Source organism: Streptomyces sp. DSM 40868, from assembly GCF_011820545.1.
GTDB classification, from domain to species: Bacteria; Actinomycetota; Actinomycetes; order Streptomycetales; family Streptomycetaceae; genus Streptomyces; species Streptomyces eurythermus.
This window is the reverse complement of record NZ_CP050504.1, coordinates 3,079,097-3,104,113: the sequence shown is the minus strand read 5'-3', so window position 1 is coordinate 3,104,113 and position 25,017 is coordinate 3,079,097. Positions and strand designations below refer to the sequence as shown.

At 73.5% G+C, this 25,017-nt stretch carries 15 protein-coding genes and 3 tRNA genes; 12 read left to right on the top strand and 6 right to left on the bottom strand.

The window, feature by feature from the left end:
- The first annotated feature begins 65 nt into the window (after positions 1-65).
- The 3 genes from HB370_RS13975 to HB370_RS13965 all read left to right on the top strand — a co-directional run bounded on the left by HB370_RS13975 (position 66) and on the right by HB370_RS13965 (position 4,630).
- A complete protein-coding gene (locus HB370_RS13975; protein ID WP_030777068.1) occupies positions 66-1,331 on the top strand; it encodes an FAD-dependent oxidoreductase in 1,266 nt (421 codons plus the stop codon).
- Between the two features lie 47 nt (positions 1,332-1,378).
- Positions 1,379-3,286, top strand: coding sequence for a DNA primase (dnaG, locus tag HB370_RS13970; RefSeq protein ID WP_030777066.1), 1,908 nt, complete (start codon positions 1,379-1,381; stop codon positions 3,284-3,286).
- Positions 3,287-3,484: 198 nt separating this feature from the next.
- Positions 3,485-4,630, top strand: coding sequence for an RNA polymerase sigma factor (locus HB370_RS13965; RefSeq protein ID WP_030777063.1), 1,146 nt, complete (start codon positions 3,485-3,487; stop codon positions 4,628-4,630).
- A 32-nt stretch (positions 4,631-4,662) separates the two neighbouring features.
- Here HB370_RS13965 and HB370_RS13960 read toward each other — a convergent pair whose 3' ends face one another.
- The 4 genes from HB370_RS13960 to HB370_RS13945 form a co-directional block, all read right to left on the bottom strand.
- Positions 4,663-6,591 carry an ABC transporter ATP-binding protein gene (locus tag HB370_RS13960; protein WP_030777061.1) on the bottom strand — a complete coding sequence of 643 codons (1,929 nt, stop codon included), beginning with the start codon at positions 6,589-6,591 and terminating at the stop codon, positions 4,663-4,665.
- Positions 6,591-8,324, bottom strand: a complete 1,734-nt coding sequence (locus HB370_RS13955; RefSeq protein ID WP_030777058.1) for an ABC transporter ATP-binding protein — start codon at positions 8,322-8,324, stop codon at positions 6,591-6,593. Before HB370_RS13955 ends, HB370_RS13960 begins: the two co-directional genes overlap by 1 nt.
- A gap of 151 nt (positions 8,325-8,475) precedes the next feature.
- A complete protein-coding gene (locus HB370_RS13950; RefSeq protein ID WP_030777056.1) occupies positions 8,476-9,915 on the bottom strand; it encodes an FGGY family carbohydrate kinase in 1,440 nt (479 codons plus the stop codon).
- 91 nt (positions 9,916-10,006) lie between these two features.
- The gene (locus tag HB370_RS13945) at positions 10,007-10,300 is read right to left on the bottom strand and encodes a hypothetical protein (protein ID WP_030777052.1); all 294 of its coding nucleotides are present in this window, start codon (positions 10,298-10,300) and stop codon (positions 10,007-10,009) included.
- Positions 10,301-10,458: 158 nt separating this feature from the next.
- Between HB370_RS13945 and HB370_RS13940 the strand changes: the two genes are divergently transcribed.
- The 8 genes from HB370_RS13940 (at position 10,459) to HB370_RS13905 (ending at position 21,301) form a co-directional block, all read left to right on the top strand.
- A tRNA-Asn gene (locus tag HB370_RS13940) sits at positions 10,459-10,531 on the top strand.
- 6 nt (positions 10,532-10,537) lie between these two features.
- Positions 10,538-10,610, top strand: a tRNA-Asn gene (locus HB370_RS13935).
- A 177-nt stretch (positions 10,611-10,787) separates the two neighbouring features.
- Positions 10,788-10,861 (top strand) — tRNA-Ile (locus HB370_RS13930).
- 331 nt (positions 10,862-11,192) lie between these two features.
- Positions 11,193-12,872, top strand: coding sequence for an SWIM zinc finger family protein (locus HB370_RS13925; RefSeq protein WP_244405519.1), 1,680 nt, complete (start codon positions 11,193-11,195; stop codon positions 12,870-12,872).
- A gap of 122 nt (positions 12,873-12,994) precedes the next feature.
- Complete coding sequence (locus HB370_RS13920) at positions 12,995-14,605, top strand: TIGR02677 family protein (RefSeq protein ID WP_078637350.1); 1,611 nt, start codon at positions 12,995-12,997, stop codon at positions 14,603-14,605.
- Positions 14,602-15,828, top strand: coding sequence for a TIGR02678 family protein (locus tag HB370_RS13915; RefSeq protein ID WP_030777044.1), 1,227 nt, complete (start codon positions 14,602-14,604; stop codon positions 15,826-15,828). The genes HB370_RS13920 and HB370_RS13915 overlap by 4 nt, the downstream gene beginning before the upstream one ends.
- Positions 15,825-20,006, top strand: a complete 4,182-nt coding sequence (locus HB370_RS13910; protein ID WP_167512980.1) for a TIGR02680 family protein — start codon at positions 15,825-15,827, stop codon at positions 20,004-20,006. Before HB370_RS13915 ends, HB370_RS13910 begins: the two co-directional genes overlap by 4 nt.
- A complete protein-coding gene (locus tag HB370_RS13905; protein WP_078637361.1) occupies positions 20,003-21,301 on the top strand; it encodes a TIGR02679 family protein in 1,299 nt (432 codons plus the stop codon). The genes HB370_RS13910 and HB370_RS13905 overlap by 4 nt, the downstream gene beginning before the upstream one ends.
- 32 nt (positions 21,302-21,333) lie before the next feature.
- Here the strand turns inward: HB370_RS13905 and HB370_RS13900 are convergent, their stop codons facing one another.
- Together HB370_RS13900 and HB370_RS13895 are read right to left on the bottom strand one after the other, a co-directional pair.
- A complete protein-coding gene (locus HB370_RS13900; protein WP_030777036.1) occupies positions 21,334-21,918 on the bottom strand; it encodes a hypothetical protein in 585 nt (194 codons plus the stop codon).
- Positions 21,919-21,965: 47 nt separating this feature from the next.
- Positions 21,966-23,051, bottom strand: a complete 1,086-nt coding sequence (locus tag HB370_RS13895; protein ID WP_030777034.1) for an LAETG motif-containing sortase-dependent surface protein — start codon at positions 23,049-23,051, stop codon at positions 21,966-21,968.
- Positions 23,052-23,334: 283 nt separating this feature from the next.
- Here HB370_RS13895 and HB370_RS13890 point away from each other — a divergent pair, with 283 nt between their 5' ends.
- On the top strand, positions 23,335-24,972 hold the full coding sequence (locus tag HB370_RS13890) for an APC family permease (RefSeq protein WP_078637349.1): 1,638 nt from the start codon (positions 23,335-23,337) through the stop codon (positions 24,970-24,972).
- The last annotated feature ends 45 nt before the right edge of the window (positions 24,973-25,017 follow it).

Below are 25,017 nucleotides of genomic sequence, written 5' to 3'. Positions count from 1 at the left end.
TCTTCCCGCATCACGCTGCGTGCGGGAGGCTCGCACGTGGCGGCACCCTTACGAGGAGGCATCAAGTGGTCGACGCGGATCAGACATTCGTCATCGTCGGAGGCGGTCTCGCCGGTGCGAAGGCGGCCGAGACGCTCCGGGCGGAGGGTTTCAGCGGACGGGTGATACTGATCTGCGACGAACGCGACCACCCCTACGAGCGCCCGCCGCTGTCCAAGGGCTATCTGCTCGGCAAGGAGGAGCGCGAGAGCGTCTTCGTGCACGAGCCCGCCTGGTACGCGCGGCACGACGTCGAACTGCACCTCGGCCAGACCGTGGACCGCATCGACCGCACGGCGAAGACGGTCCGCTTCGGTGACGACGGCACCCTCGTCCGCTACGACAAGCTGCTGCTGGTCACCGGCGCCGAACCGCGCCGCCTGGACATCCCCGGCACCGGCCTGGCGGGCGTCCACCACCTGCGCCGTCTCGCGCACGCCGAGCGCCTCAAGGGCGTGCTCCAGCACCTCGGCCGGGACAACGGGCACCTGGTGATCGCGGGCGCCGGCTGGATCGGGCTGGAGGTCGCGGCGGCGGCCCGGGAGTACGGCGCCGAGGTCACGGTGATCGAACCGGAGCCCACCCCGCTGTACGGCGTCCCCGGGCCGGAGCTGGGCAACGTCTTCGCCCAGCTGCACCGCGAGCACGGCGTCCGCTTCCACTTCGGGGCCCGGCTCACCGAGATCGTCGGACAGGACGGCATGGTCCTCGCGGCCCGCACCGACGACGGCGAGGAGCACCCGGCGCACGACGTCCTCGCGGCGATCGGCGCGGCCCCCCGGGTGGCGCTCGCCGAGGCGGCCGGGCTGGAGATCGCCGACCGGGCGCACGGCGGCGGCATCCTGGTGGACGAGCGGCTGCGCACCTCCGACCCCGACATTTACGCGGCCGGCGACGTGGCGTCCTTCCCGCTCGGGCTGTTCGGCACCCGGCTGCGGGTGGAGCACTGGGCGAACGCCCTGAACGGCGGTCCGGCCGCCGCGCGGGCGATGCTCGGCCGGGACGTCACCTACGACCGGGTGCCGTACTTCTTCACCGACCAGTACGACCTGGGCATGGAGTACAGCGGGTGGGCGCCGCCCGGGACGTACGACGAGGTGGTGATCCGGGGCGACGCGGGCAAGCGGGAGTTCATCGCGTTCTGGGTGCGCGAGGGGCGCGTGCTGGCCGGGATGAACGTGAACGTGTGGGATGTCACAGAGCCGATCCAGAACCTCATCCGTTCCCGGGCCCAGGTGAACGTCGAGGCCCTGTCGGACCCGCACGTGCCGCTCGCCGGGCTGGTCCCGTGACTCCCGAAGGCACCGGGAGCCTCCCCTCGCCCCCGTAGAATTCATCCGTGGCAGGACGGATCAACGACGAGGACGTGAAGGCGGTACGGGACGCGGTCCCGATCGACGCCGTGGTCTCCGAGTACCTCCAGCTGCGCAACGCGGGCGGCGGCAACCTCAAGGGCCTGTGCCCGTTCCACGACGAGAAGTCGCCGTCCTTCCAGGTCAGCCCCAGCAAGGGACTCTTCCACTGCTTCGGCTGCCAGGAGGGCGGCGACACCATCACCTTCGTGATGAAGGTGGACCACCTCTCCTTCTCGGAGGCGGTGGAGCGGCTGGCCGCGCAGGCCGGCATCACGCTGCGGTACGAGGAGGGCGGGTACAACCCGGCCCACCAGCGTGGCGAGCGCATCCGCCTGGTCGAGGCGCACAAGATCGCCGCGCAGTGGTACGCCGAGCAGCTCGCCGGCAGCGCCGAGGCCGAGACCGGCCGGATCTTCCTCGCCGAGCGCGGCTTCGACCAGGCCGCCGCCGTGCACTTCGGGGTCGGCTACAGCCCGCAGGGCTGGGACCACCTCACCCGCTATCTGCGCGGCAAGGGCTTCACCGACAAGGAGCTGATCCTCTCCGGGCTGTCCCAGGAGGGCCGCCGGGGCCCCATCGACCGCTTCCGGGGCCGCCTGATGTGGCCGATCCGGGACATCGGCGGCGAGGTCGTCGGCTTCGGCGCCCGCAAGCTGTACGAGGCGGACAACGGGCCGAAGTACCTGAACACGCCCGAGACGGCGATCTACCGCAAGAGCCAGGTGCTGTACGGCATCGACCTGGCGAAGAAGGACATCGTCAAGACCAGCAGCGCGGTGGTGGTCGAGGGCTACACCGACGTCATGGCCTGCCACCTGGCCGGGGTGACGACGGCCATCGCGACCTGCGGCACGGCCTTCGGCGGGGAGCACATCAAGATCCTGCGGCGGCTGCTGATGGACAACCGCAGCGCGCGCGTGATCTTCACCTTCGACGGTGACGCGGCCGGGCAGAAGGCGGCGCTGCGGGCCTTCGAGGACGATCAGAAGTTCGCCGCCGAGACGTACATCGCGATCGCGCCCGACGGCATGGACCCCTGTGACCTGCGGCTGGCCAAGGGTGACGAGGCGGTGGCCGATCTGGTCGAACCGCGCACCCCGCTCTTCGAGTTCGCGCTCCGGCAGATCGTGAGCCGGTACGACCTGGACACCCCGGCCGGCCGGGCCGCCGCGCTGGACGAGGCCGCGCCGGTCGTCGCGAAGATCAAGAACAGCGGCGCGCAGCACGAGGTCGCCGTGGAGCTGGCCGGGATGCTGGGCATCCTCGACACCCAGTTCGTGGTCCGCCGGGTCGCCCAGCTGGCCCGCTGGGCACGCGAGGGCGGCAGGGGGCCGCAGCCCGCCGACCGGCGTCGCCCGGACGAGAGGCAGTGGGCCGAGACGCCGCGCCCGGCGACCTCCGGCCCGGCGCTGACCCTGCGCAACCCGGTCTACGCCGCCGAGCGGGAACTGCTCAAACTCGCCCTCCAGCGGCCCGAGCTGGTCTCCCCGGCGTTCGACGCGTACGGCGTGGACGAGTTCACGGCACCGCCGTACGCGGCCGTGCGGCTGGCCATCGCGGAGGCGGGCGGCGCGGAGTACGGCGTGCCCGACCCGCAGGAGTACCTGGTCCGGGTGCGCGAGGCCGCGCCGGACGACACGGTCCGCTCCATGGTCACGGAGCTGGCCGTCGAGCCGATCCTGCGCCGCACGGTGGACGAGACCTACGCCGGCACGGTCCTGGTCCAGATCCGCCGCCGCGCCGTCGAACGCCGCATCCGCGACATCCAGTCCCAGATGACCCGCCTCGCCACCGGCGGCGACCCCGCCCAACTGGCCGCCGTCCAGAACGAACTGTGGGTCCTCCAGCAGTACGACCAGTCCCTGAGGGAACGGGGCGCGGAGGCGCTCTGACGGAATCCTGCCGTCCACAGTTGCCAGGCGCACAGTCCGACGAGCCGCATAATCGGCCAGTCACCAGATGGATGCAAAAAGTCACCGCACGCCCCTCGTGGCGGTGTTGTGTCGTACCCCACACTGGGGGCGGTGCCCGAGCCTCGGAGCGCACGCTGCCGCTCGGCTTCGCAGCGATCATCCTGGAGGTCGCCCCCCGTGCAGACCCGGACCCTCGCCCAGACCGACAGCAGTACCAGCGCCACCCGCACCGGCGGGGACGAGCCGGACGCGGAGACCGGCGTCCTCGTGGCCGTACCCCCGCAGGGCCGGGCCGGCCTGGACCCGGGGCCGGCCGCCGAGGAGGAGGCGCCGCCGGACGCGGAGGGGCCGGACGAGTCGGACGAGCAGCCGGAGGCCGAGGTCGCGGTCGTCGCGCGGGCGGAGTCCGGCGGGCCCTCGGCCGACCTGTTCCGGCAGTACCTGCGCGAGATCGGCCGCATCCCGCTGCTCACCGCCGCCGAGGAGGTGGAACTCGCCCGCCGGGTCGAGGCCGGCCTCTTCGCGGAGGAGAAGCTGAGCACCACCCCCGACCTGGACAGCGAGCTGGCGCTCGACCTGGACCGCCTCGTCGTCATGGGCCGGATGGCCAAGCGCAGACTCATCGAGGCCAACCTGCGGCTGGTCGTCTCCGTCGCCAAGCGGTACGTAGGCCGCGGACTGACCATGCTCGACCTCGTCCAGGAGGGCAACCTCGGTCTGATCCGGGCCGTGGAGAAGTTCGACTACGCCCGCGGCTACAAGTTCTCCACCTACGCCACCTGGTGGATCCGCCAGGCCATGTCCCGGGCGCTGGCCGACCAGGCCCGCACCATACGCGTGCCGGTGCACGTGGTGGAGCTGATCAACCGGGTCGTCCGGGTGCAGCGGCGAATGCTCCAGGAACGCGGCTGCGAACCCACCGCGGAGGAGGTCGGCGCCCATCTCGACCTGACGCCCGAGCGGGTCCGCGAGGTGCTGCGCCTCGCCCAGGAGCCGGTGTCGCTGCACGCCCCGGTCGGCGAGGAGGACGAGGTCGCCCTCGGCGACCTCATCGAGGACGGCGACGCCGCGAGCCCGGTGGAGTCGGCCGCCTTCCTGCTGCTGCGTGAGCACCTGGACGCGGTGCTGTCCACCCTGGGGGAGCGCGAGCGGAAGGTCGTGCAGCTGCGCTACGGCCTGGCCGACGGGCGCCCGCGCACGCTGGAGGAGATCGGCCGGCTGTTCGGCGTGACCCGGGAGCGGATCCGCCAGATCGAGTCCAAGACCCTCGGCAAGCTCCGCGACCACGCCTTCGCGGAGCAGCTGAGGGGCTATCTGGACTGAAGGGGCCGCCGCCGGGCGACGGCCCCCCGCGCCTAGTCGACTTCGGCCACGGCCTGCGCGAACTGCGCCTCGTACAGCCGGGCGTACGCCCCGCCGGCCGCCAACAGCTCGGCGTGCGCGCCCTGTTCGACGATCGAGCCGTTCTCCATCACCAGGATGGTGTCCGCGTCCCGGATCGTCGACAGCCGGTGCGCGATCACGAACGACGTACGGCCCGACGCGAGTTTGGCCATCGCCTTCTGGATCAGCACCTCCGTGCGCGTGTCCACGGAGCTGGTCGCCTCGTCCAGCACCAGGATCACCGGGTCGGACAGGAACGCCCGCGCGATGGTGATCAGCTGCTTCTCACCGGCGCTGACGCCCGTGCCCTCGTCGTCGATCACGGTGTCGTAGCCGTCGGGGAGGGTACGGATGAACCGGTCCGCGTGGGCCGCCCGAGCCGCCTCCTCGATCTCCCCGCGCGTCACCTCGCGCGCGGCGCCGTACGCGATGTTCTCCGCGATGGTGCCGCCGAACAGCCAGGTGTCCTGGAGCACCATGCCGATGCCGGAACGCAGTTCGTCCCGGGTCATGCTCCGGATGTCCACCCCGTCCAGGGTGATCCGGCCGGCCGAGACGTCGTAGAACCGCATGAGCAGGTTGACCAGCGTGGTCTTGCCCGCGCCGGTCGGGCCGACGATCGCCACCGTGTGTCCCGGCTCCACCGTCAGCGACAGGTCCTCGATCAGTGGCTTCTCGGGGTCGTACCGGAACGACACGTGCTCCAGGCACACCCGCCCGCGCAGCTCGGCCGGCCGCTCGCCCGGCACCGGGTCCGCCTCCTGCTCCTCCGCGTCCAGCAGCTCGAAGATCCGCTCGGCGGAGGCCACGCCGGACTGCACCAGGTTCGCCATCGAGGCGACCTGCGTCAGCGGCATGGAGAACTGCCGTGAGTACTGTATGAACGCCTGCACGTCACCGATCGACAGGGCGCCGGAGGCGACCCGCAGCCCGCCGACGACCGCCACCAGCACATAGTTCAGGTTCGACACGAACATCATCAGCGGCTGCATGACACCGCTGTTGAACTGCGCCTTGAACCCGGCCTCGTACAGCGCCTCGTTCTGCTCGGCGAACTGCTCCGCCGACTCCTCCTGCCGCCCGAACACCTTCACCAGCGTGTGCCCGGTGTACATCTCCTCGATGTGCGCGTTGAGCTTGCCGGTGGACCGCCACTGCTGCACGAAGTGCGGCTGCGACCGCTTGCCGACCCGGGTGGCGACCACGAACGACAGCGGGACGGTGACGAGGGCCACCAGCGCCAGGATCCAGGACACCCAGAACATCATCACCAGCACGCCGACGATGGTCAGCACCGAGTTGATCAGCTGGCCCATCGACTGCTGGAGGGTCTGCCCGATGTTGTCGATGTCGTTCGTCGCCCGGGACAGCACCTCACCGCGCTGGCGCTTGTCGAAGTACGACAGCGGCAGCCGCGACAGCTTGGCCTGCACGTCCTCCCGCATCCGGTACATCGTGCGGTTCACGGCCCGGTTGACCAGCCGGGTCGCGACCGCCATCAGCAGGCCCGCGACGAGGAAGGTGCCGAGGGCGAGCAGCAGCACATGCCCCACGGCGGTGAAGTCGATGCCCTCGCCGGGGGTGAAGTCGGTGCTCTTCAGCATGTCCGCGACCCGGCCCTCGCCGCGCTCGCGCATGGAGTCGAGCACCTGCTCCTTGGTGGCGCCGTGCGGCATCTGCCGGCCGATGAGGCCGGCGAAGACCAGGTCGGTGGCGCGGCCGAGGATCTTCGGGCCGACCACGCTCAGGCCCACGCTGACGACCACGCACAGCAGCAGCGCGTAGATCGTCAGCCGCTCCGGCCGGAACCGGGCGACGAGCCGTCTGCCCGACCCCTTGAAGTCCATCGAGCGCTGGTCGGGGCCACCCCCGGCCATCATGCGTCCCATGGGCCCGGCCATCAGGCGGCCTCCGCTTCCGTCAGCTGGGAGAGCACGATCTCCCGGTAGGTCTCGTTGGATGCCATCAGCTCGGCGTGCCGGCCGGAGCCGACCACCCGGCCCTCGTCCAGCACGATGATCCGGTCCGCGTCCCGGATGGTCGACACCCGCTGGGCGACGATCACCACGGTGGCCTCGGCGGTCTCCCGGGCCAGCGCGGCGCGCAGGGCGGCGTCGGTGGCGTAGTCGAGCGCGGAGAAGGAGTCGTCGAAGAGGTAGATCTCCGGGCGCTGCACCAGTGTGCGGGCGATGGCGAGCCGTTGCCGCTGACCGCCGGAGACATTGGTGCCTCCTTGCGCGATCGGCGCGTCCAGGCCGCCCTCCAGCTTGGTCACGAAGTCCTTGGCCTGCGCCACCTCCAGCGCGTGCCACAGCTCCTCGTCGGTGGCGTCCGGATTGCCGTAGCGAAGGTTGCTGGCGACCGTGCCGGCGAACAGGTACGGCTTCTGCGGGACGAGCCCTACGGTCTTCGCGAGCAGCACCGGGTCGATCTCGCGCACGTCCACGCCGCCCACCAGCACCTCGCCGTCGGTGGCGTCGAACAGCCGGGGGACGAGCCCGAGCAGCGTCGACTTGCCGCTGCCGGTGGAGCCGATCACGGCCGTGGTCCGGCCGGGCCGGGCCACGAGGTCGATGGACTTCAGCACCGGCTCCTCGGCCCCCGGATAGCGGAAGCCCGCGCCCCGGAGCTCCAGGTGCCCGTGGGAGCGCAGCCCGGTGACGGGGGCCGCCGGCGGCACGACGCTGGACTCGGTGTCCAGCACCTCCTGGATGCGCTCGGCGCAGACCTCCGCGCGCGGCACCATCATGAACATGAAGGTGGCCATCATCACGGACATGACGATCTGCATCAGATAGGCGAGGAACGCGGTGAGGTCACCGATGGCCATCCCGCCGCTGTCGATGCGGTGCGCGCCGAACCACACCACCGCGATGGACGACAGGTTCACCACCGTCATCACGATCGGGAACATCAGGGCCAGCAGCCGGCCGGTGGCCAGCTGCATCTCGGTCAGCTCCGTGTTGGCCTTGCCGAACCGCTCCTGCTCGTAGGAGTCCCGGACGAAGGCGCGGATCACCCGGTTGCCGCTGATCTGCTCGCGCAGCACCCGGTTGACCGTGTCCAGCCGGTCCTGCATCGACCGGAACAGCGGGCGCAGCCGGCGCACGATCAGGGTCACACTGACCCCGAGCACCGGCACGACCGCGATCAGCACGGTGGACAGCGGCACGTCCAGGCCGAGCGCCAGCACGATGCCGCCCACGCACATGATGGGCGCCGACACCATCAGGGTGAACGTCATCAGGACCAGCATCTGGACCTGCTGGACGTCGTTCGTCGTACGGGTGATGAGGGAGGGCGCCCCGAAGTGACCCACCTCACGCGCGGAGAAGGACTGCACCCGGTCGAAGACGGCACCGCGCACGTCCCGGCCGAGCGCGGAGGCGGTCCGGGCGCCGTAGTACACGGCCCCGATGTTGCACACGACCTGCGCCAGCGAGATGCCGATCATCAGGGCGCCGAAGGACAGGATGTAGTCCGTGTCGCCCTTCACGACACCGTTGTCGATGATGTCGGCGTTCAGGGTGGGCAGGTAGAGGGTCGCGCAGGTCTGGAGGAACTGGAACACCACCAGGAGGGCGATGGGTTTCTTGTAGGGCCTGAGATAGGTCCGTAGAAGTCGTATGAGCACGCTACGTCTCTCGGAGTCGGCGACAGGGGCTGGTCGGTTGCCCTTGGCCCCTATCGTCGGACACTCCACCCGCGTTACCTCAACCGATTAACCCGAAGGTTTCTCCTCTACCGGCCGGGGGTTTCGGGGAGTTGACGCCTACTGTGCTCCCTTACGGGCGGAATGCCCCCGGATGGGTCTGCTCCCGCACCGCGGTGAACTGCTGCCGCACCGCCTGACCCACGGCCAGTTCCTCGCCCGGCTCCAGCACCTGCGCCGCCGCGCCCTGCCAGGCCGGCGGGGTGCGCGGATCGAGGGCGCCCTGCGACACCCCGAGCGCCCAGGCCGCCTGCCGGGCCGCGCCGATCGCCGCGTAGTCCGCCGGCTGCGGTACGACGACCTGCGCGCCGAACAGCGACGGCGCCGAGGCCTGCACGGCGGGCAGCTCGGCGGCCGCGCCCAGCAGGAAGATCCGGCGCACCTCCACGCCCCGCCCGCGCAGCACGTCCAGCGCGTCCGCCAGCCCGCACAGCATGCCCTCGAAGGCGGCCCGCGCCAGGTGCTCGGGCTTCATCGACTCGCGCCGCAGCCCCGCGAGGGTGCCCGCGGTGTGCGGCAGGTTCGGCGTCCGCTCGCCCTCCAGGTACGGCAGCAGCACCAGCCCGTGCGCCCCCGGAGTGGACTTCATCGCCAGGTCCGACAGGCTCTCCAGGTCCGGCAGGCCGAGCAGCTCGGCGGTGCCGCGCAGGGCCCGTACGGCGTTCAGGGTGGTGACCACCGGCAGGTACATGCCGGTGGCGTCGGCGAGCGAAGTGATCATCCCGGACTGGTCGGCGAGCGCCTCCGGGTGCACGGCCATCACCGAACCGGAGGCCCCGAGCGACACCACCACGTCCCCGAGGCCCAGGCCCAGCCCGAACGCGGCGGCCATGGTCTCCCCGGTCCCGGCCGAGATCAGCAGCCCCTCCGGGGTGGTGCCGGCCGCCTCCGAGGGGCCGATCACCTCCGGCAGCACCGCCTGGTGGCCGAGCGCCAGCTCGACCAGGTCGGGGCGCCAGGCGCCGGTGGCCGCCGACCAGTACCCGGTGCCGGAGGCTCCGCCGCGGTCGGTGGTGCGCCGCAGGGGCCGGCCGAGCAGCTGCCAGACCAGCCAGTCGTGGGCCTGGAGCAGGACGGCGGTGCGCTGGGCGTTCTCCGGCTCGTTCTTCGCCAGCCAGCGCAGCTTGGTGACCGGCTGGGCGGCCTGCGGCACACAGCCGACCGCCTGCGCCCAGGCCTCCCGGCCGCCGAGCGCGTCCACCAGGTCGGCGGCGGCGACCTGTGCGCGCTTGTCACCGCCGACCAGGGCCGGGCGGACGGTGTTGCCCTGGGCGTCCAGCGGGACCAGGGCGTTCTGCTGGGCCGAGACCCCGATGGCCTGCACCCCCTCCAGCAGACCGCCGCCGGCCGCCTCACCGAGGGAGAGCAGCCAGGCCTGCGGGTCGATGTCGCTGGGCCGGCCCTCCACCGGGTGCGGGGCGTACCCCTGTCGTAGTACGGCACCGGTGTCCGTGTCGCAGACCACGATGCGTGTGAACTCCGGTGAGCTGTCCAAGCCGGCGACTATCCCCATGCGGACGATTTTGCCGTACCGCCGCGCCCGGCTCGGCCGAGGGCACCCCGGGGGAGGGGGCGCCCGCCGCGGCGCGGGCGCGGGCCGGGGCTCAGGTGGTGCTGGTGCCCCAGTCGTCCTCGCGGGTGCCGTGGCCGTTGCGCTCCCGGAGCGAGCGGACCCGGTGGGCCACCGACTCGGGGATGCGGTCGCCGACCGTGTGGAAGGCCTTGCCCGCGTAGACGCGCCCCTGCTGGGCGGCGGTCTCGGCGGTGTTGCGGACCGCGGGGTTCTGCGCGATCTGCCGGGCCGACTTCTTCAGCTGTTCGTAGCGCTCGCGTCCGGCCTTCGTGCCGAGTACGTAACCGAGGGCCAGTCCGGCGAGGAACGTGAGCCGGTAGCGCATGGCTGCCACCCTTCCCGTGCGTAGGTATCTGGTGCGGCGCTGGCGCCGAGGGTACCGATTGGCGGAGCACCCCCCTGCTTGCGCTAATGTATGTGTCGCAGCGAGCGGCCGCCCCCTGGCGAATACCCAGGAAGGTACGTTCGATGCAATCGAGGCGATCCTCCGTAGCTCAATTGGCAGAGCAGCCGGCTGTTAACCGGCAGGTTACTGGTTCGAGTCCAGTCGGGGGAGCTTCGGTCCTCCGTAGCTCAATTGGCAGAGCAGCCGGCTGTTAACCGGCAGGTTACTGGTTCGAGTCCAGTCGGGGGAGCGCTGAACGAGGACCCCTCAGGGGTCCTTTTTCATGTCCCCGGGAACCGTCGCGCCCGCGGCGGTGTCCTCGAGGTCATGAGCAGCAGCGTGGAAGCCGACCAGCCGAGGCAGCAGATCGTATGAGCGGCTATGCTGCGGCAGACGGCGCGCACACTTGTACGCGACACGCCGCTATGGGGCGGTAGCTCAGCCGGTTAGAGCAGCGGACTCATAATCCGTCGGCCGTGGGTTCGAGTCCCACCCGCCCCACTCAGCAGGACAGGCGCAGAAACGATGCGACCTGCGGCAACGAAAGAACGACGGCCACCACGCCGAAGCGACGACCGCCGTTCACCCTCCGGGACCAAGCCCTGAGTGACCACGGACACGATGTCCGGCCGACAGCGCTTCCTCACCGACGGCATCCGCAGATGGCGGAACAAGCAGCTCCGCTCCGCCGTACGGCATGCCCCGCAGCAGACCGGTGTCTCCACGGGGGCGTGCAGGGTGTCGTCGGTCAGCTTGTTGATGTGGCCTCCCAGTAGGGACCGGCTGAGATCATCGGGCTCCCCCGGCCCGCCCTCCGCGATTGAATACCGGTGTGGCACGCAAAGCGGTGGGGTTCGGTGAGGACGAGCTGCGGGCGCTGGCCGGGGCCCGGTCCTTCGAGCGGGGGCTCGGGTATCTGGACGCGGTGAGAGGGCTGGAGGTGGGGGACGGCTCGGTCACCGCCGTGGTGGAGGGTACGGACGTCTACGAGGTGGAGTTCGTCCTCGGTGGCGGCGAGGGGGTCTCGGGGTGGTGCGACTGTCCGTACGGGCAGGAGGGCAACTTCTGCAAGCACTGTGTGGCGGTCGGGCTGACCGTGTTGCGGCGGGCGGAGACGGCCCCCCGGCAGCGGGCCGCGGCACGGGCGCGGGCTTCCGGCTTGGGGGCGTGGCTTTCGGCGCTGTCGCGTGACGAGCTGCTGGCGCTCGTGCGTGAGCAGCTCGCCGGGGACCGGGAGCTGCGCCGGCGTCTGGAGCTGCGGGCGGCCACCGCTCGCTCCGACCTCGGTATGGTCCGGGACCGGATCATCGCCCTGATCGATCCCCGGCCGTTCGCCCGGTACGGGGCCGTCGAGTACGCGGATGCCCCCGGGTACGCGCGTCAAGTCGCCGAAGCGGCGGGCGCCCTGCGTGCCCTGACCGCCGCAGGGCATGCGGAGCGGGCGGTCGGCCTGGCCGAGGAGGCGCTCCGGACGCTGGGGGAGGCGTACGGGGAGATCGACGACTCCGACGGTGTGGTCGGGCAGGCCGCCGCCGCGGTGGCCGAGGCACATCTGGAGGCATGCCGGGTGGCACGTCCCGATCCGGCACGGCTGGCCGGGTGGCTGGTCGGCGCGGTGCTGGACGACGGCAGCGACGTGCCGGACATCGATCCCCTCGACTACGCCGACGTCCTCGGGCCGGCCGGACTGGCCCGCACGCGGCAACTGGCCGCCGAGGCGCTGGCGCGCAGGCCGTCCGGCTGGGCGGAGCGGGATCTGATGGAGCGCCTGGTCGAGGCGGAGGGCGACGTCGACGCGCTGGTCGCACTGCAGGCGCGGGACCTCGACCCGTCCGGTGCCACCCATCTGCGCATCGCCGGGGAACTGGAGTCGGCAGGCCGCGCGGACGAGGCGCTCGCCTGGGCGGAGCGCGGACTGCGGGACTGCGCCGCCGAGGCGGACATCGACGGTCGGCTTGTCGACTACATGTGCTCCCGGTACGCGGACGCGGGGCGGGCGGCCGACGTGGTGGCGGTGCGGCGGGACCGGTTCCGGGTCGAGCGGTCGTTGGCCGCCTACCGGCAGCTGCGCTCCGCCGCCCGAGCGGCGGACTGCTGGGCGGCCGAGCGCGCGGCGGCGCTGGCCGCCCTGGACGAGGACGCCCGTCGTGACCACGGCCGGTACGGCGGGCCCGTGCTGATCGACGCGCTGCTCGACGACGGTGACCTGGACGCCGCCTGGCGCGAGGCGGCCGGCCGCGCGGACGACCGGCAGTGGGAGCGACTGGCCGGCCTGTCGCGCGAGACACGTCCGGCCGAGGCCCTCGGCGTGTACCTGCGGCTGGTCGAGCGGTCGAAGGAGCCGACCGGGGAGCGCGCCTACGAGCACCTCGCACGGCTGCTGACGGGTGCCCGTGACTGCCACCGCGCGCTGGGGACCGAGGCCGCGTTCACCGGGTATCTCGCCGGTCTGCGCACGGAGCTGAGGCGCCGGCGGAAGCTGATGAGCGTCCTCGACCGGCACGGGTTGTGAGGACGGGCGTGCCCGACGCCCGCTACCGCGACGTACGTAGAGACGCATGGCCGCGCCTGCGTGAGGGCAGTTCCGGCCGGAACTGCCCTCACGGGGGTCTCATCGGGGAGAATGCGAGGACGATGACGTCACACCCTGCCGAAGCGGACCGCGGCGGCCCTGCCGGGGCCACCGGGTGCGCGGAGCCCCGCACGGAGACCTCGTACGGCCCCTTCGCCCATCTCACCGCGCCCAACGCCGCCCTCTACCGCCAGGTGATGCGCGTGTTCCTGACGGCCAAGGAGCGGTTCGCGGTGCATCTGCGGCCCGAGGACGTGCACGCCGCGCTGCCGCCGGAGCACCGGCCCGCCGGCCCGGACGCCGTCGTCAAGGCGCTGGACAGCCTCGTCGGCTGGGGCAACCTGCGGGCGGACCCGGACACCTCCCGGGTCACCGCGGTCGAGGACTTCTACCGCAGACGCTTCATCTACCAGCTCACCCAGGCCGGCGAAGCCGCCGAGCAGGCGCTGTCCGTGTACGACGAGGCGCTGGGGCGGCGCGGAGCGCTCCAGGCGGTGGCGCTGCACGACATCGTCACGCACCTGCGCGCGCTGCTCGTGCTCGCCGCCGAGGAGGAACCGGACGCGGCCAAGGCCCACCTGGCGCTGTCCGCGCTGACGCACCGGTTCGAGGCGCTGGCCGAGAACGCGCGGGCGTTCATGGGATCGTTGCAGCGCACCATCGACCTGCACGGTGTCGAGGTCGAGGTCTTCCTCGCCTACAAGGACCGGCTGATCCAGTACCTGGAACGGTTCATCCAGGACCTGATCACCCTCGGCGGGCGGATCGCCCTGCTCATCGGGGAACTGGAGGACGAGGGCCGGGTACACGTGCTGCTGCGGCTGGCCGCCGCGCGGGAGGCGGCCGACGCCGCTCCGGACGAGGCCGACACCGCCCAGACGCAGGCCCACGAGCGGTGGGCGGGGCGCTGGTCGGGGCTCGCCGCCTGGTTCGTGTCGGCGGACGGCCGCGAGTCCCAGGCCCGCCTGCTGCGCGGACGCGCACTCGGTGCGATACCCCAGCTCCTGGCGGTCGTACGGCAGTTGAACGAGCGGCGGGCCGGGCGCTCGGACCGGTCGGCGGACTTCCGCGCCCTGGCCCGCTGGTTCGCCGAAGCCCCGGACGACGGGGCGCGGCACCGGCTGTGGCGGGCCGCCTTCGGCCTGTACCCCGCCCGCCATCTCACCGTCGACGCCGACACCCTCGCCGCACGCGCGGCGCGGCCGGTGAGTCCCGCCACGCCCTGGGCCGAGGCCGAACCGCTGCGGATCAGTCCGCAACTGCGCCGTACCGGCAGCTACGAGCGGCGCGGCAAGCCCCGCAAGGTGCAGGACCGGTCCGAGCAGCGGCGGCTGCTGGCCGAGCTCGCCACGAAGCAGGCGGAGGAGATCGCCGCCGCCCGCGCCCGGCTGGCGACGGACGGCCCCACCCGGCTGTCCGCACTCGGTGAGCTGGACCCGACGGCGTTCGGCCTGTTCCTGCGGCTGCTCGGCGACGCCCTGGCCACCTGGCGGCCGGGCACCACCACGACCGTGGCGACCAGCAACGACGGCACGATGGAGATTCGCCTCACCGCCCTGGCCGACGGCACGACGGCCGAGATCCGCACCCCGGTCGGGGTGTTCCGCGGGCCCGACCACACCGTCGCGATCACCGACCTCACGGCCGGCGTCCTCACCGGAGAGCCGCGATGACCGCGTCCCTGGGCGAGGTCCTGGACGACCGGCGCACCGCCGAGTTCCACAAGGCGGCCCGCGCCCTGCTGAAGGAACCGCTGCTGCTCGCCCGCGGCCCCGGCGCCGACGCCTACCGCCTGGTGCGCCGGTACGCCGCCGAGCTGCGCGACTGGTTCGACCGCAACACCGGCTGGTCGCTGCGGGTGGACACGGAGTCCGCCAGGCTGCGCAAGACGCCCGGCACCCTGGCCGACGCGACCCACCCGGCGCGCGAGGCGTCACGCGCCGGGGTGCCGTTCACCCGTCGCCGCTATGTCCTGCTGTGTCTGGCGCTGGCCGCGCTGGAACGAGGGGAGGCGCAGATCGCGCTCGGCCGCCTCGCCGAACAGGTGGTGCTGGACGCAGCCGCCCCGGAACTGGCCGACGCGGGCGTGGAGTTCACCCTGGAACGGCGCGAGGAACGCCTGGACCTCGCCGCCGTGGTGCGGCTGCTGCTGCGGTACGGGGTGCTGCGCAGGGTGGCCGGGGACGAGGACGCCTACGTCAGCGGGGCGGGCGATGTGCTCTACGACGTGGAGCGCCGCGTCCTGGCCGGGCTGCTGGCCGCCCGCCACGGGCCGTCGTTGATCGACGCGGGCGGATTCGAGGAGCGGCTGTCCGCGCTCACCGCGGAGAGTGCCCTGGACAGCGACGAGCTGCGCTTCCGCGCGATCCGCCAGAAGCTGACCCGCCGCCTCCTCGACGACCCGGTGCTCTACTACGACGAGCTGACCGACGAGGAACTGGTCTACCTGACCCGCCAGCGCGCCTTCCTCACCGCCCGCGTCGGAGAACTGACCGGCCTGGTGCCCGAGGTGCGGGCCGAGGGCATCGCCATGGTCGACCCCCACGACGACCTCACCGACGTACGGATGCCCGAACAGGGCACCCACGGGCATGTCACCCTGCTGCTCGCCGAGCACCTCGCCGGGGCGGACGGCGAGGTCGGCCGGGACGAACTGGAGTCCCGGGTACGGGAACTGGCCGCCGTCCACGGCGCGTTCTGGTCCAAGAGCGCCAAGCAGCCCGGTGTGGAGGGCGAACTGGTCGAGCAGGCACTGGCCAAGCTGACCGCGCTCGGCCTGGTGCGGCGTACGCCCACCGGCGTGGCCCCGCTGCCCGCACTCGCCCGGTACGCGGTCGGCGAGACCGTCGTCGTCGAATCCCCGAGCAGCCCCCGGCGAAAGGCACAGCAACCGTGACGGCCCTGCCCCACCCCGCGCCCGGCCGGTGGCGGCCGCTGCGCCTCGGCCTGGTCGACCTCTTCTACTACGACACCGAGGAGTTCTGGTTCCGCGACGGCCGCCTGCTGCTGCGCGGCAACAACGGCACCGGCAAGTCCAAGGTGCTGGCCCTCACGCTCCCGTTCCTGCTGGACGGCGATCTGTCGGCGCGCCGCGTGGAGCCCGATGCCGACCCGGGCAAACGCATGGAGTGGAACCTGCTCCTGGGCGGGGAGCACCCGCACCCCGAGCGGCTCGGCTACACCTGGATCGAGTTCGGCCGCGTCGACACCGAGACCGGACAGCGCCACTTCCGGACCCTCGCCTGCGGGCTGAAGGCCGTCGCGGGACGCGGCATCGCACGCCACTGGTACGCGGTCACCGACCAGCGGATCGGCGAGGACCTGAGCCTGCTCGACGCGACCGGCACCGCCCTGTCGCGCGACCGGCTCGCGGAGGCCGTCGCCGGGCACGGCATGGTGTACGACACGGCCACCGCGTACCGTCGCGCCGTCGACGAGGCGCTGTTCGGCCTCGGCGAGCGCCGCTACGCCGCCCTGGTCGACCTGCTCATCCAGCTGCGCCAGCCGCAGCTGTCGAAGCGGCCCAACGAGGCGGCCCTGTCCCGCGCGCTGACCGAGGCGCTGCCGCCGATGGACCAGGCGGTGATCGCCGACGTGGCCGAGGCGTTCCGCTCCCTGGACGAGGAGAAGGAGGAGCTGCGGGCGGCGAGCGAGGCCGAGCGGGCGGCCTCTGCCTTCCTGGACCACTACCGGCGCTACGCCCGCGTCGCCGCCCGCCGCCGTGCCCGGCTGCCCCGCAGCGAACACGCCCGCTACGAGCAGCTGCACCGCGACCTGGCCAAGGCCCGGACCGACCGGGAACAGGCCGAGGCGGACCGGGAGGACGCGGCCGGGCGGCTCGCGGAGCTGGAGGAGGCCGCCACCCGGCTGCGGGCACAGCAGGCCGCGTTGCGCGAGGGCCCCGAGATGCGCAGCGCCCGGGAGCTGGAGCAGGCGGCGGCCGAGGCGCGCCGTACCACCGAGGAGCTGAAACGGGCCGAGGCCGACCGGCGGGACGCGGCCCAGGCGCACACCCGGGCCCTTGGCCGCCTCGGCACGGCCGAACGACGCCTCGCGCAGGCCGGGGAACGGATCGCCGGCCTGGCCGAGCGGGCCCGGGAGACCGCCGCCGCGGCCCGCCTCGACGACGTACCGCGCACCGACGGCGCACCGGAGGCCGAACTGCGCCGCGCGGCCGAGGAGACGGTGGCCCGCAGGCGCCGTACCGTCGACCATGTGGAGGAGCTTGCGGCCCGTGCCGAGCGGGCCGCCGCCGCGCGGCGGGCCGCGGCCCGCCGGCTGGACGACGCCGAGACCGAGGCCGGCCACACCGCACGGCGGCAGGCCGAGGAGGAGCGGAACGCCGAGGCGGCGGGCGCGGACCTCGTCGCCGGCGTCCGCGCCCACCTGGACGGCTGCGGGGAACTCGCGGTCGCCGACCGCGCCGGGCTGCTGGACACCCTCCAGGACTGGGTGACGCACTGTCAGGGTGCCTTTCCGGCACGGGAGGAGGCGGGCCGGGCGCACCTCGCGCGGGCGGCGGAGCTGGCCGACCGGGCCGCGCTCCTCGGGCAGGAACGAGCCGCCCTGAAGGCCCGGCGCGGCGAGGCCGAGCGGGAGCTGGCCGAGCTGGAGGCGGGCGGCCGGCGCGGGCCGGCCGCGCCGCGGACCCGTACCCCCGGCCTGCGCGAGCGGGTCCCGGGCGCACCCCTGTGGCGGCTGGTCGACTTCCACGAAGAGGTCACGGCGGAGGAAAGGGCGGGGCTGGAGGCCGCCCTGGAGGCGTCCGGGCTCCTGGACGCCTGGGTGTGCCCGGACGGCACCGTCCTGCGCGGCGACGGGCACGACGTGCTGCTCGCACCGGCCGGCCCGGTGACCGGCGGCACGCTCACCGACGTGCTCCGCCCGGCCGTGGACCACGGTGACCGGCAGGCCGCGGCGGTGGGCGACCGGACCGTCGCCCGGGTGCTGGCCGGGGTGGGGCTCGGGCCGGGCCGGGGGCCCGCCCGCTCATGGGGGTCCCCCCGCGCGAGCGCAGCCGAGCGTGGGGGAGAAGCCGGGAGTGGGGGAGACACCTGGGTGGGCGTCGACGGCCGCTTCCGCGTCGGCGCGCTGACCGGCAGCTGGTCGAAGCCGGCGGCCGAGTACGTGGGCGAGGGCGCCCGCGAGGAGGCCCGCCGCGCCCGGATCGCCGCCCTGCGTACCGAACTCGCCGCCTGCGCCGAGGACATGGCCCGCCTCGACACCGAACGCGCCGCGGTGGCCCGCCGCCGCGGCACCCTCGACGCCGAACTGGCCGGCGTCCCCGACGACGCCACCCTGCGCCGCGCGCACGCCCTCGCCGCCGCGGCCGCCGACGCCGCGCACCGGGCCCGCTCCCGCCGCGACGAACGCGCCGCCGACCTCGCCGAGGCGTACCGCCAGGAGGCCGGGGCCACCACCGAACTCACCGACACCGCCGCCGCGGTGAACCTGCCCACGGACCGCGCGGACCTCACCGCCGTCCGCCAGGCCCTGGCCGACCACACCGCCGTCCTCGCCGGTCTGTGGCCCGTACTGCGCGAGCGCGCCGACGCGGCATCGGCCCTCGCCGAGGAGCGCGCGGAAGCCGGGCGGGCCGGGGAAAGGGCGGCGGAGCTGGCCCTGCGCGCCGAGGAGGCGGCTCGCGGCGCGGCAGCCGCCGACGAACGCCACACCACTTTGCGTTCCACCGTCGGCGCCGCCGTGGCGGAGCTCGAGCGGCGCCTCGCCGACACCGCCGCCGCACTCGCCACGTGTGAGCGCGAGCAGCGCCGGGCCCGCGAGGACGTGACGGCCGCCGACCGGCGCGCCCACCTGGCACTCGGGCACATCGAACGCCTGGAGGTGGTGGTCCGCGAGGCCACCGCGGCCCGCGCCGACGCCATCGCCGCGCTCCAGCGGTTCACGGCCACCGGGCTGCTCACCGTCGCCCTGCCCCGAGCGGCCGTGCCCGACGTGGACGCCGGGCCCTGGGCCGCCACCCCGGCCATCGCCCTCGCCCGCGCGATCGAGAACGACCTGTCCGGCACGGACGACTCCGACGGAGCCTGGGAGCGCGTGCAGAAGCGACTCAGCGAGGAGTACAAGAAGCTCCAGGACGCCCTCTCCCGGGGCGGCCACAACGCCTCCGCCCGGATGACGGAGGACGGCATGGTCGTCGAGATCGTCTACCAGGGCCGGACCCGGGCCGTCCCCGACCTCGCGGAGGCCCTCGCCACGGAGGTCGCCGAGCTGACCCGCATCCTGTCCGCGCACGAGCGGGAGATCCTCGAGACCCACCTGCTGACCGAAGTCGCCGACACCCTCCAGGAACTGATCGGCGCCGCGGAGCGCCAGGTGCGGGCCATGAACACCGAACTGGAGGAACGGCCCACCTCCACCGGTATGCGACTGCGGCTCGTCTGGCGTCCCTCCCGCAAGGCCCCGGCGGGTCTGACACAGGCCCGTGAGCGGCTGCGCCAGTCCGCGGACGCCTGGACGGCCGAGGACCGGGCCGCGGTCGGCGAGTTCCTCCAGGCGGAGATCGCCCGACGGCAGGCCGACGACACCGCGGGCAGCTGGCTGGAGGTACTGACCGCGGCCCTCGACTACCGGGCCTGGCACGAGTTCGGCATCGAACGCCATCAGCACGGCAAGTGGCTGCCCGCCACCGGGCCCGCCTCGGGCGGCGAGCGCGTCCTGGCCGTGAGCGTGCCGCTGTTCGCCGCGGCCTCCTCCCACTACGCCACCGCCGCCCCCCACGCCCCCCGGCTGGTCACCCTGGACGAGGCATTCGCCGGGGTCGACGACGACTCCCGCGCCAAGTGCCTGGGCCTGCTGCACGCCTTCGACCTGGACGTGGTGATGACCTCCGAACGCGAATGGGCCTGCTATCCGCAGGTCCCCGGCATCGCCATCGCCCAGCTCTCCCGGGTCGACGAGATCGCGGCGGTCCTGGTGACCCGCTGGGAATGGGACGGCGCCGCACGGACCAGGGGCGGCGAACCGGCCCGCCCGATGGGCGGCATCCCCGCGCAGACCGGCCGGCCGACGGCGCCGGACCCGGCCGGCGCACAGGACGCCCTGTGGACGTGAGCGGGGGGGACACGCGCGAGGGAGGGCACGAGAGCGGACCTGCCGGCACCCGCCGGCAGCCCGCGGCACCCGTCGACCGCGACCGCCTGACCCGGCTGCTCGGCGACCCCGGCCTCGCCTGGCTGGTCGACCGGGTACGCCGCCGTATGGCACGGGAGGAGTCCCTCACCGGCCCGGTCACCCTGCGGGAGCCCACCGCCGGGCAGCGGGCCGCCGTCGAACGGCTGCTGGGCCGCGCCCCCGGCGCCGGACGCGCGCTGAGCGTCCGGCTCGACGCCGTGGACGCCGTCCTGCGCCGCTCCGGCGTCAGCCCCGACGGCCTGGCCGCCGCCGTCACCGCCCTCACCGGGCCCGTCCCCCCGCTGGCCGACGTACGCGAGCGGGAGGAGCGCGCCTGGCGGGACGCGTACGCCCCCCTCGACGAGCTCGTCCGCACCCGCAGGCCCGAACTGGCCGACTGGGCCGGGCGGCTGCGTGCGGACGGCCTGGTACGCCGGCTCGCCAGGACCCCCGGGTCGGCGAGGAGCCTGCTGGACGGCACGGCCGAGGCCCTGAGCCGGCTGCCGGCCGATCCCGCCGTGTCCCTGCCCGCCTTCGCCGCGGGCACCTTCGGCAACGCCCACGCCCTCGACGACGGCACCCCGCTCGCCACCCTCGTCCTGTCCGGCGCCCGTGCCCTGACCGGCTTCCCGGACGGCGGCGGGGCCGAGTGGCGCCGCGAGGCGTGGGCCGCGGCGGGGCTCCTCAAGGACGCCCTTTCCTCCACCGTCCTCACCCTGGGCCTGCGCGGCACCCCCGCCCTCGACTGGTCGGCCGACGAGGGCGAACCCGCGGCCCTGACCCTGCGGCAGCTCACCCGGCATCCGCCGCGCACGGCACCCGCCGTCGTCCACGTGTGCGAGAACCCGGCCGTCCTGGCCACCGCGGCCGACACCCTGGGCGCCGCCTGCCCGCCGCTGGTCTGCCTCCAGGGCCAGCCCTCGGCCGCCGCCCTCACCCTGCTGCGGCACCTGCACGCACACGGCACCACCCTGCGCTACCACGGCGACTTCGACTGGGGCGGCCTGCGCATCGCCTCCGCCCTGCTGCGCCGGGTCCCCTGGCGGCCCTGGCGCTACACGGCCGCCGACTACCGCGCCGCGGTCGCCGCCACCCCGTTGGCCTCGCCCCTGGCCGGCACACCGGCCACCGCCGTGTGGGACCCGGACCTGCCCGCCGCCCTCACCGAACTCGGCGCGCGCATCGAGGAGGAGATGGTGCTCGACGACCTGCTGGCCGACCTCGGTGGTCGTTGAGCGGGGGCGGTACCGGTGGCCGTCCGCGGGGTTCAGCCCTTCTCGGCCCAGAAGGCCCCGCCGCTGCGGGTCTGGCCCACGCAGTTGTTGCGGGAGGTGTTGACCCAGGTGCCGCCGACGTTCACTTCCCCGTAGATCTTCTCGCCCGGCTTCATGGGCACGTCTCCCCTCAGCCTGAGCCGCATTTGCACATGGAGGGACGTGCGGGGCTTCAGCGTGTCCGGGGCGGGGACGGGGGCGCGGGAGCCGCGGAGCGTCTTCCAGAGGTGCAGGGAGGTGTCCCAGTACTGCAGATCGATGTACCGCCCCAGGTAGGCGTGGTCCATGTCGTCGTCGATATTGAGCGCCCAGGCGGTGAGCTTGAACGACTCGACCTCCATCGACGAGGCGTTGGTGAGCGTGGTGGTGAAGAGCGTCCAGCGAGTACTTGGAGTCAGCTTGTCGGGTATGCCGAACGCGCGGGTCACGAAGGTGTTCTCGTGATACTTCCCCTGGCTGACTTCGGTGCATGTCGGGACCGGGGCGTCGGCCGCCTGGGAGACGGGGGCGGCTGCCATCGCCACGGGGAGCAGGGCGGCCGTCGCGGCCGAGAGGGACAGGGCACGGCGCAGTTTCATGGTGATCTCTCTTCCGGTGCTGCGGAGTCTCGGAGGAAGGGCTGTGCTTACGCGGTGACGTCCGTGTCGCCGCCGCCCGGACCGGCCATGGCCTTGCGGCGCCGTACGACGAAGACCGCGCCCGCGCCGGCCACCACCGCGGCGCCCGCGGCGAGGCCGATCGCCGGGAGCGCGGACGAGGAGCCGGTCTCGGCGAGGTTGCCGCCCTGCGGGCCGGGGCCGCCGGTGGAGGCGGAGCCCCCCGTGCCGCCGCCGGGCGCGGAGCTCCGGCCTGGCGACGCCGTGCCGCCCGGCTCACCCGGCCGGGCGGTCGGGGACTGCGTCGGCTTCGCGCCCACCGGGAGGATGGTGAAGTCGTACCAGCCTTCCTTGGACGAACCACAGGAACCGTCGCGGTTGCGGTAGTCGGCGGCGACGAGTGCGTACCCGGGGCCGGGCTTGGCGCTCTTGACCACGTGGGTGCGCAGCTGGAACGTGCGGGTGCTGTGCGGACCGACGGGGATGAGGTCGAACAGGCGGCCGGGTTCGAAGGATTCGTAGGGCTTCCACCGCCCCGACTTGGGGTCGTGGTACTCGGTTTTCAGCTCCCAGTACGGCCGGTCGACGTCCGCGGCGGAGATCACGTTCAGATAGGGCCCGACCTCGTTCAAGGTCTTGCCGGTGGTGTTGGTGAGCGTCATCGAGAAGGGGGACCAGGGGCCGTCCGCGACCAGCTGGGTCGGCAGCCCGTGGAGGGCCACGCGCACCTGGTCGGACTCGAACGCGCAGGGACGGCCATGGGGGTCGTCGGGGGCGCCGGTCCCGCCGGGCTTCTGCCCGGTGGCCTCCTCGGTGGTGCCGTCGACCTTCTGCCGGCTCCCCGAGGTGTTCCCGTCGTCCTCCTGGGAGGCCGGGCCACCGGCCTCGGTTTCGCCCGGAGCGTCCGTCCCGCCGCCGTTCGCCGGGGCGTCCGTCGGCGGCTGGGCCGGTTTCGCGGTATCGGGGGTATCGGGTGTGCCGGGAGTCGCGGGCGTGCGGGGACTGGTGTCCGGTACCGGGTCCGTGGCGAACGCGGCGGTGGGGGCGGCCAGTAGGGCGGCGGGCGCTATCACGGCGGCCGCTGCGGCGGCCGTCAGGGCGCGGCGGATCTTCATCCGGCAGACCTTTCGGTTCCCAAGTGCCGTCTGGGCGGCACCGGTTGGCGTGCGTGGGTACGGGCCGTACGTGACCCGTGGAGCGCGTCGGCGCGCACGCGGACGGGCCCGTACGCGCACGTCCGTGCTCGTACGTGACCTCTCGCGCCGCGAAAAAGTTGCATACTCCAGTCACTTGAGTGGCGAACGGAGACGGTTGCGCCGGGTTGACGAACGTGCGGCGTCGAGGTGAATCCGGTGGTGTCCGCGCGTCGTCCGGCGCGGGTGCGGGAAGCGACGGAGGGTGGCACGCACCCCCTCGCAGCAAGGGTCCGGACCGCGGCAGCCGCCCGCCCGGGCCGTACCGGCCGCCCCCGACGCCGTCCTGCGCGAGGAGGGCAAACTCCGCCGGCACCTCGGGTTCGCGGCCCTGACCGCGGTGGGCTTCAGCGACATCGTCGGCTCCGGCTGGCTGTTCGGCGCGATGTACGCGGCCCAGACCGCCGGCCCGCTGTCCGTGCTGTCCTGGCTGGCCGCCGGGGCGCTGGCCATGCTCGTCGCGCTGGTCCTGGTGGACCTCGCGGCCCGGATGCCGGAGGCCGGCGGTACGGTGCGCTGGCCGCTGTACGCCAACGGCCCGCTGGTCGCCGGGGTGATCGGCTGGGCGGTGCTGCTGTCCGTGGGCGCGGGCGCCGCCGAGGTCACCGCGACCGTGCAGTACCTCACCCGCTGGTTCCCCGCACTGCACACGGAGGGCCGGCTGAGCCTGCCCGGGGTGGCCGTCGCGATCGTCCTCACCGGCGTGTTCGCGGCCCTCAACTGGTTCGGGGTACGGCTCTTCACCCGCGTGAACTACGCGCTCACCGTGGTCAAGACGGCCATCCCCGTCCTCACCGTCGTCCTGCTGCTGGCCTCCGGCTTCCACCCGCACCGGCTCACCGACCACGGCGGCTTCGCCCCCTACGGCTGGTCCGCGGGCCTGGCCGCGCTGTCCGCGGGCGGGCTCGTCTACGCCGTCAACGGCTTCCAGTCACCGGTCGACCTGGCCGGCGAGGCCCGCGATCCGCGCCGGCACCTGCGGCCCGCCGTGCTGACCGCCATCGCCCTCGCCGTCCTGCTCTACGTGGGCCTCCAGCTCGCCTTCCTCTTCGCCGTCCCGGACAGCGCCCTCACCCACGGCTGGCGGGGCGTCGACTTCACCTCGCCGTTCGGCCAGCTGGCCCTGCTCGTCAACCTGCACTGGCTGGCCCTGCTGCTGTACGCCGACGCCGTCGTCTCGCCCGGCGGCGCCACCTTCATCGGGCTCGGGATCAGCGCCCGGCGCACCTACGCCCTGGCCAAGAACGGCCTGCTGCCCCGCTGGTTCCTCGGCGTGCACACCGGCTCCGGCATCCCGCGCCGCGCCCTCGCCCTCAACGCCTCGGTGATGGCGGTCTATCTGCTGCCCTTCGGTACCTGGCAGGACGTCGTCGGCACCCTCGGCAACCTCTTCCTGCTCGTGTACGCCACCTCCGCCGTCGCCGCCGCCACCCTGCGCCCCACGGGGGAGCCGGCCGGCGCGATGCGCTGGATCCCGCCGCTGAGCTTCCTCGTGGCCACCCTGTTCGTGTACTGGTCCACCTGGCACCGGCTGCACCTGACCCTGCCGCTCGCGCTGGCCGGAGTACCGCTGTCCTGGCTGCTCCGCTCCGGCCGGGACGGCTTCCCCTCGCGCCGGCAACTGCGCCGGGAACTGCGCGACGGGGCCTGGCTGCCGGTCTGGCTGACCGGACTGCTGTGCTGCTCCGCGCTCGGCTCCTCCGGCGGCCTGGGACTGCTCCGGGGGCCCTACGACACCCTCGCCGTGCTGCTGTTCGCCGCGGCGGTGTTCGCCTGGGCGGTGCGGTCCGGCCGACGCCATGTGGCCGACGCCCGGCACGGCGTGGCCCACCAGGGAAGCTGACGGTGTTTCCGCCATCCTGTCGGCATGCGGACCTGTCCGGATCGG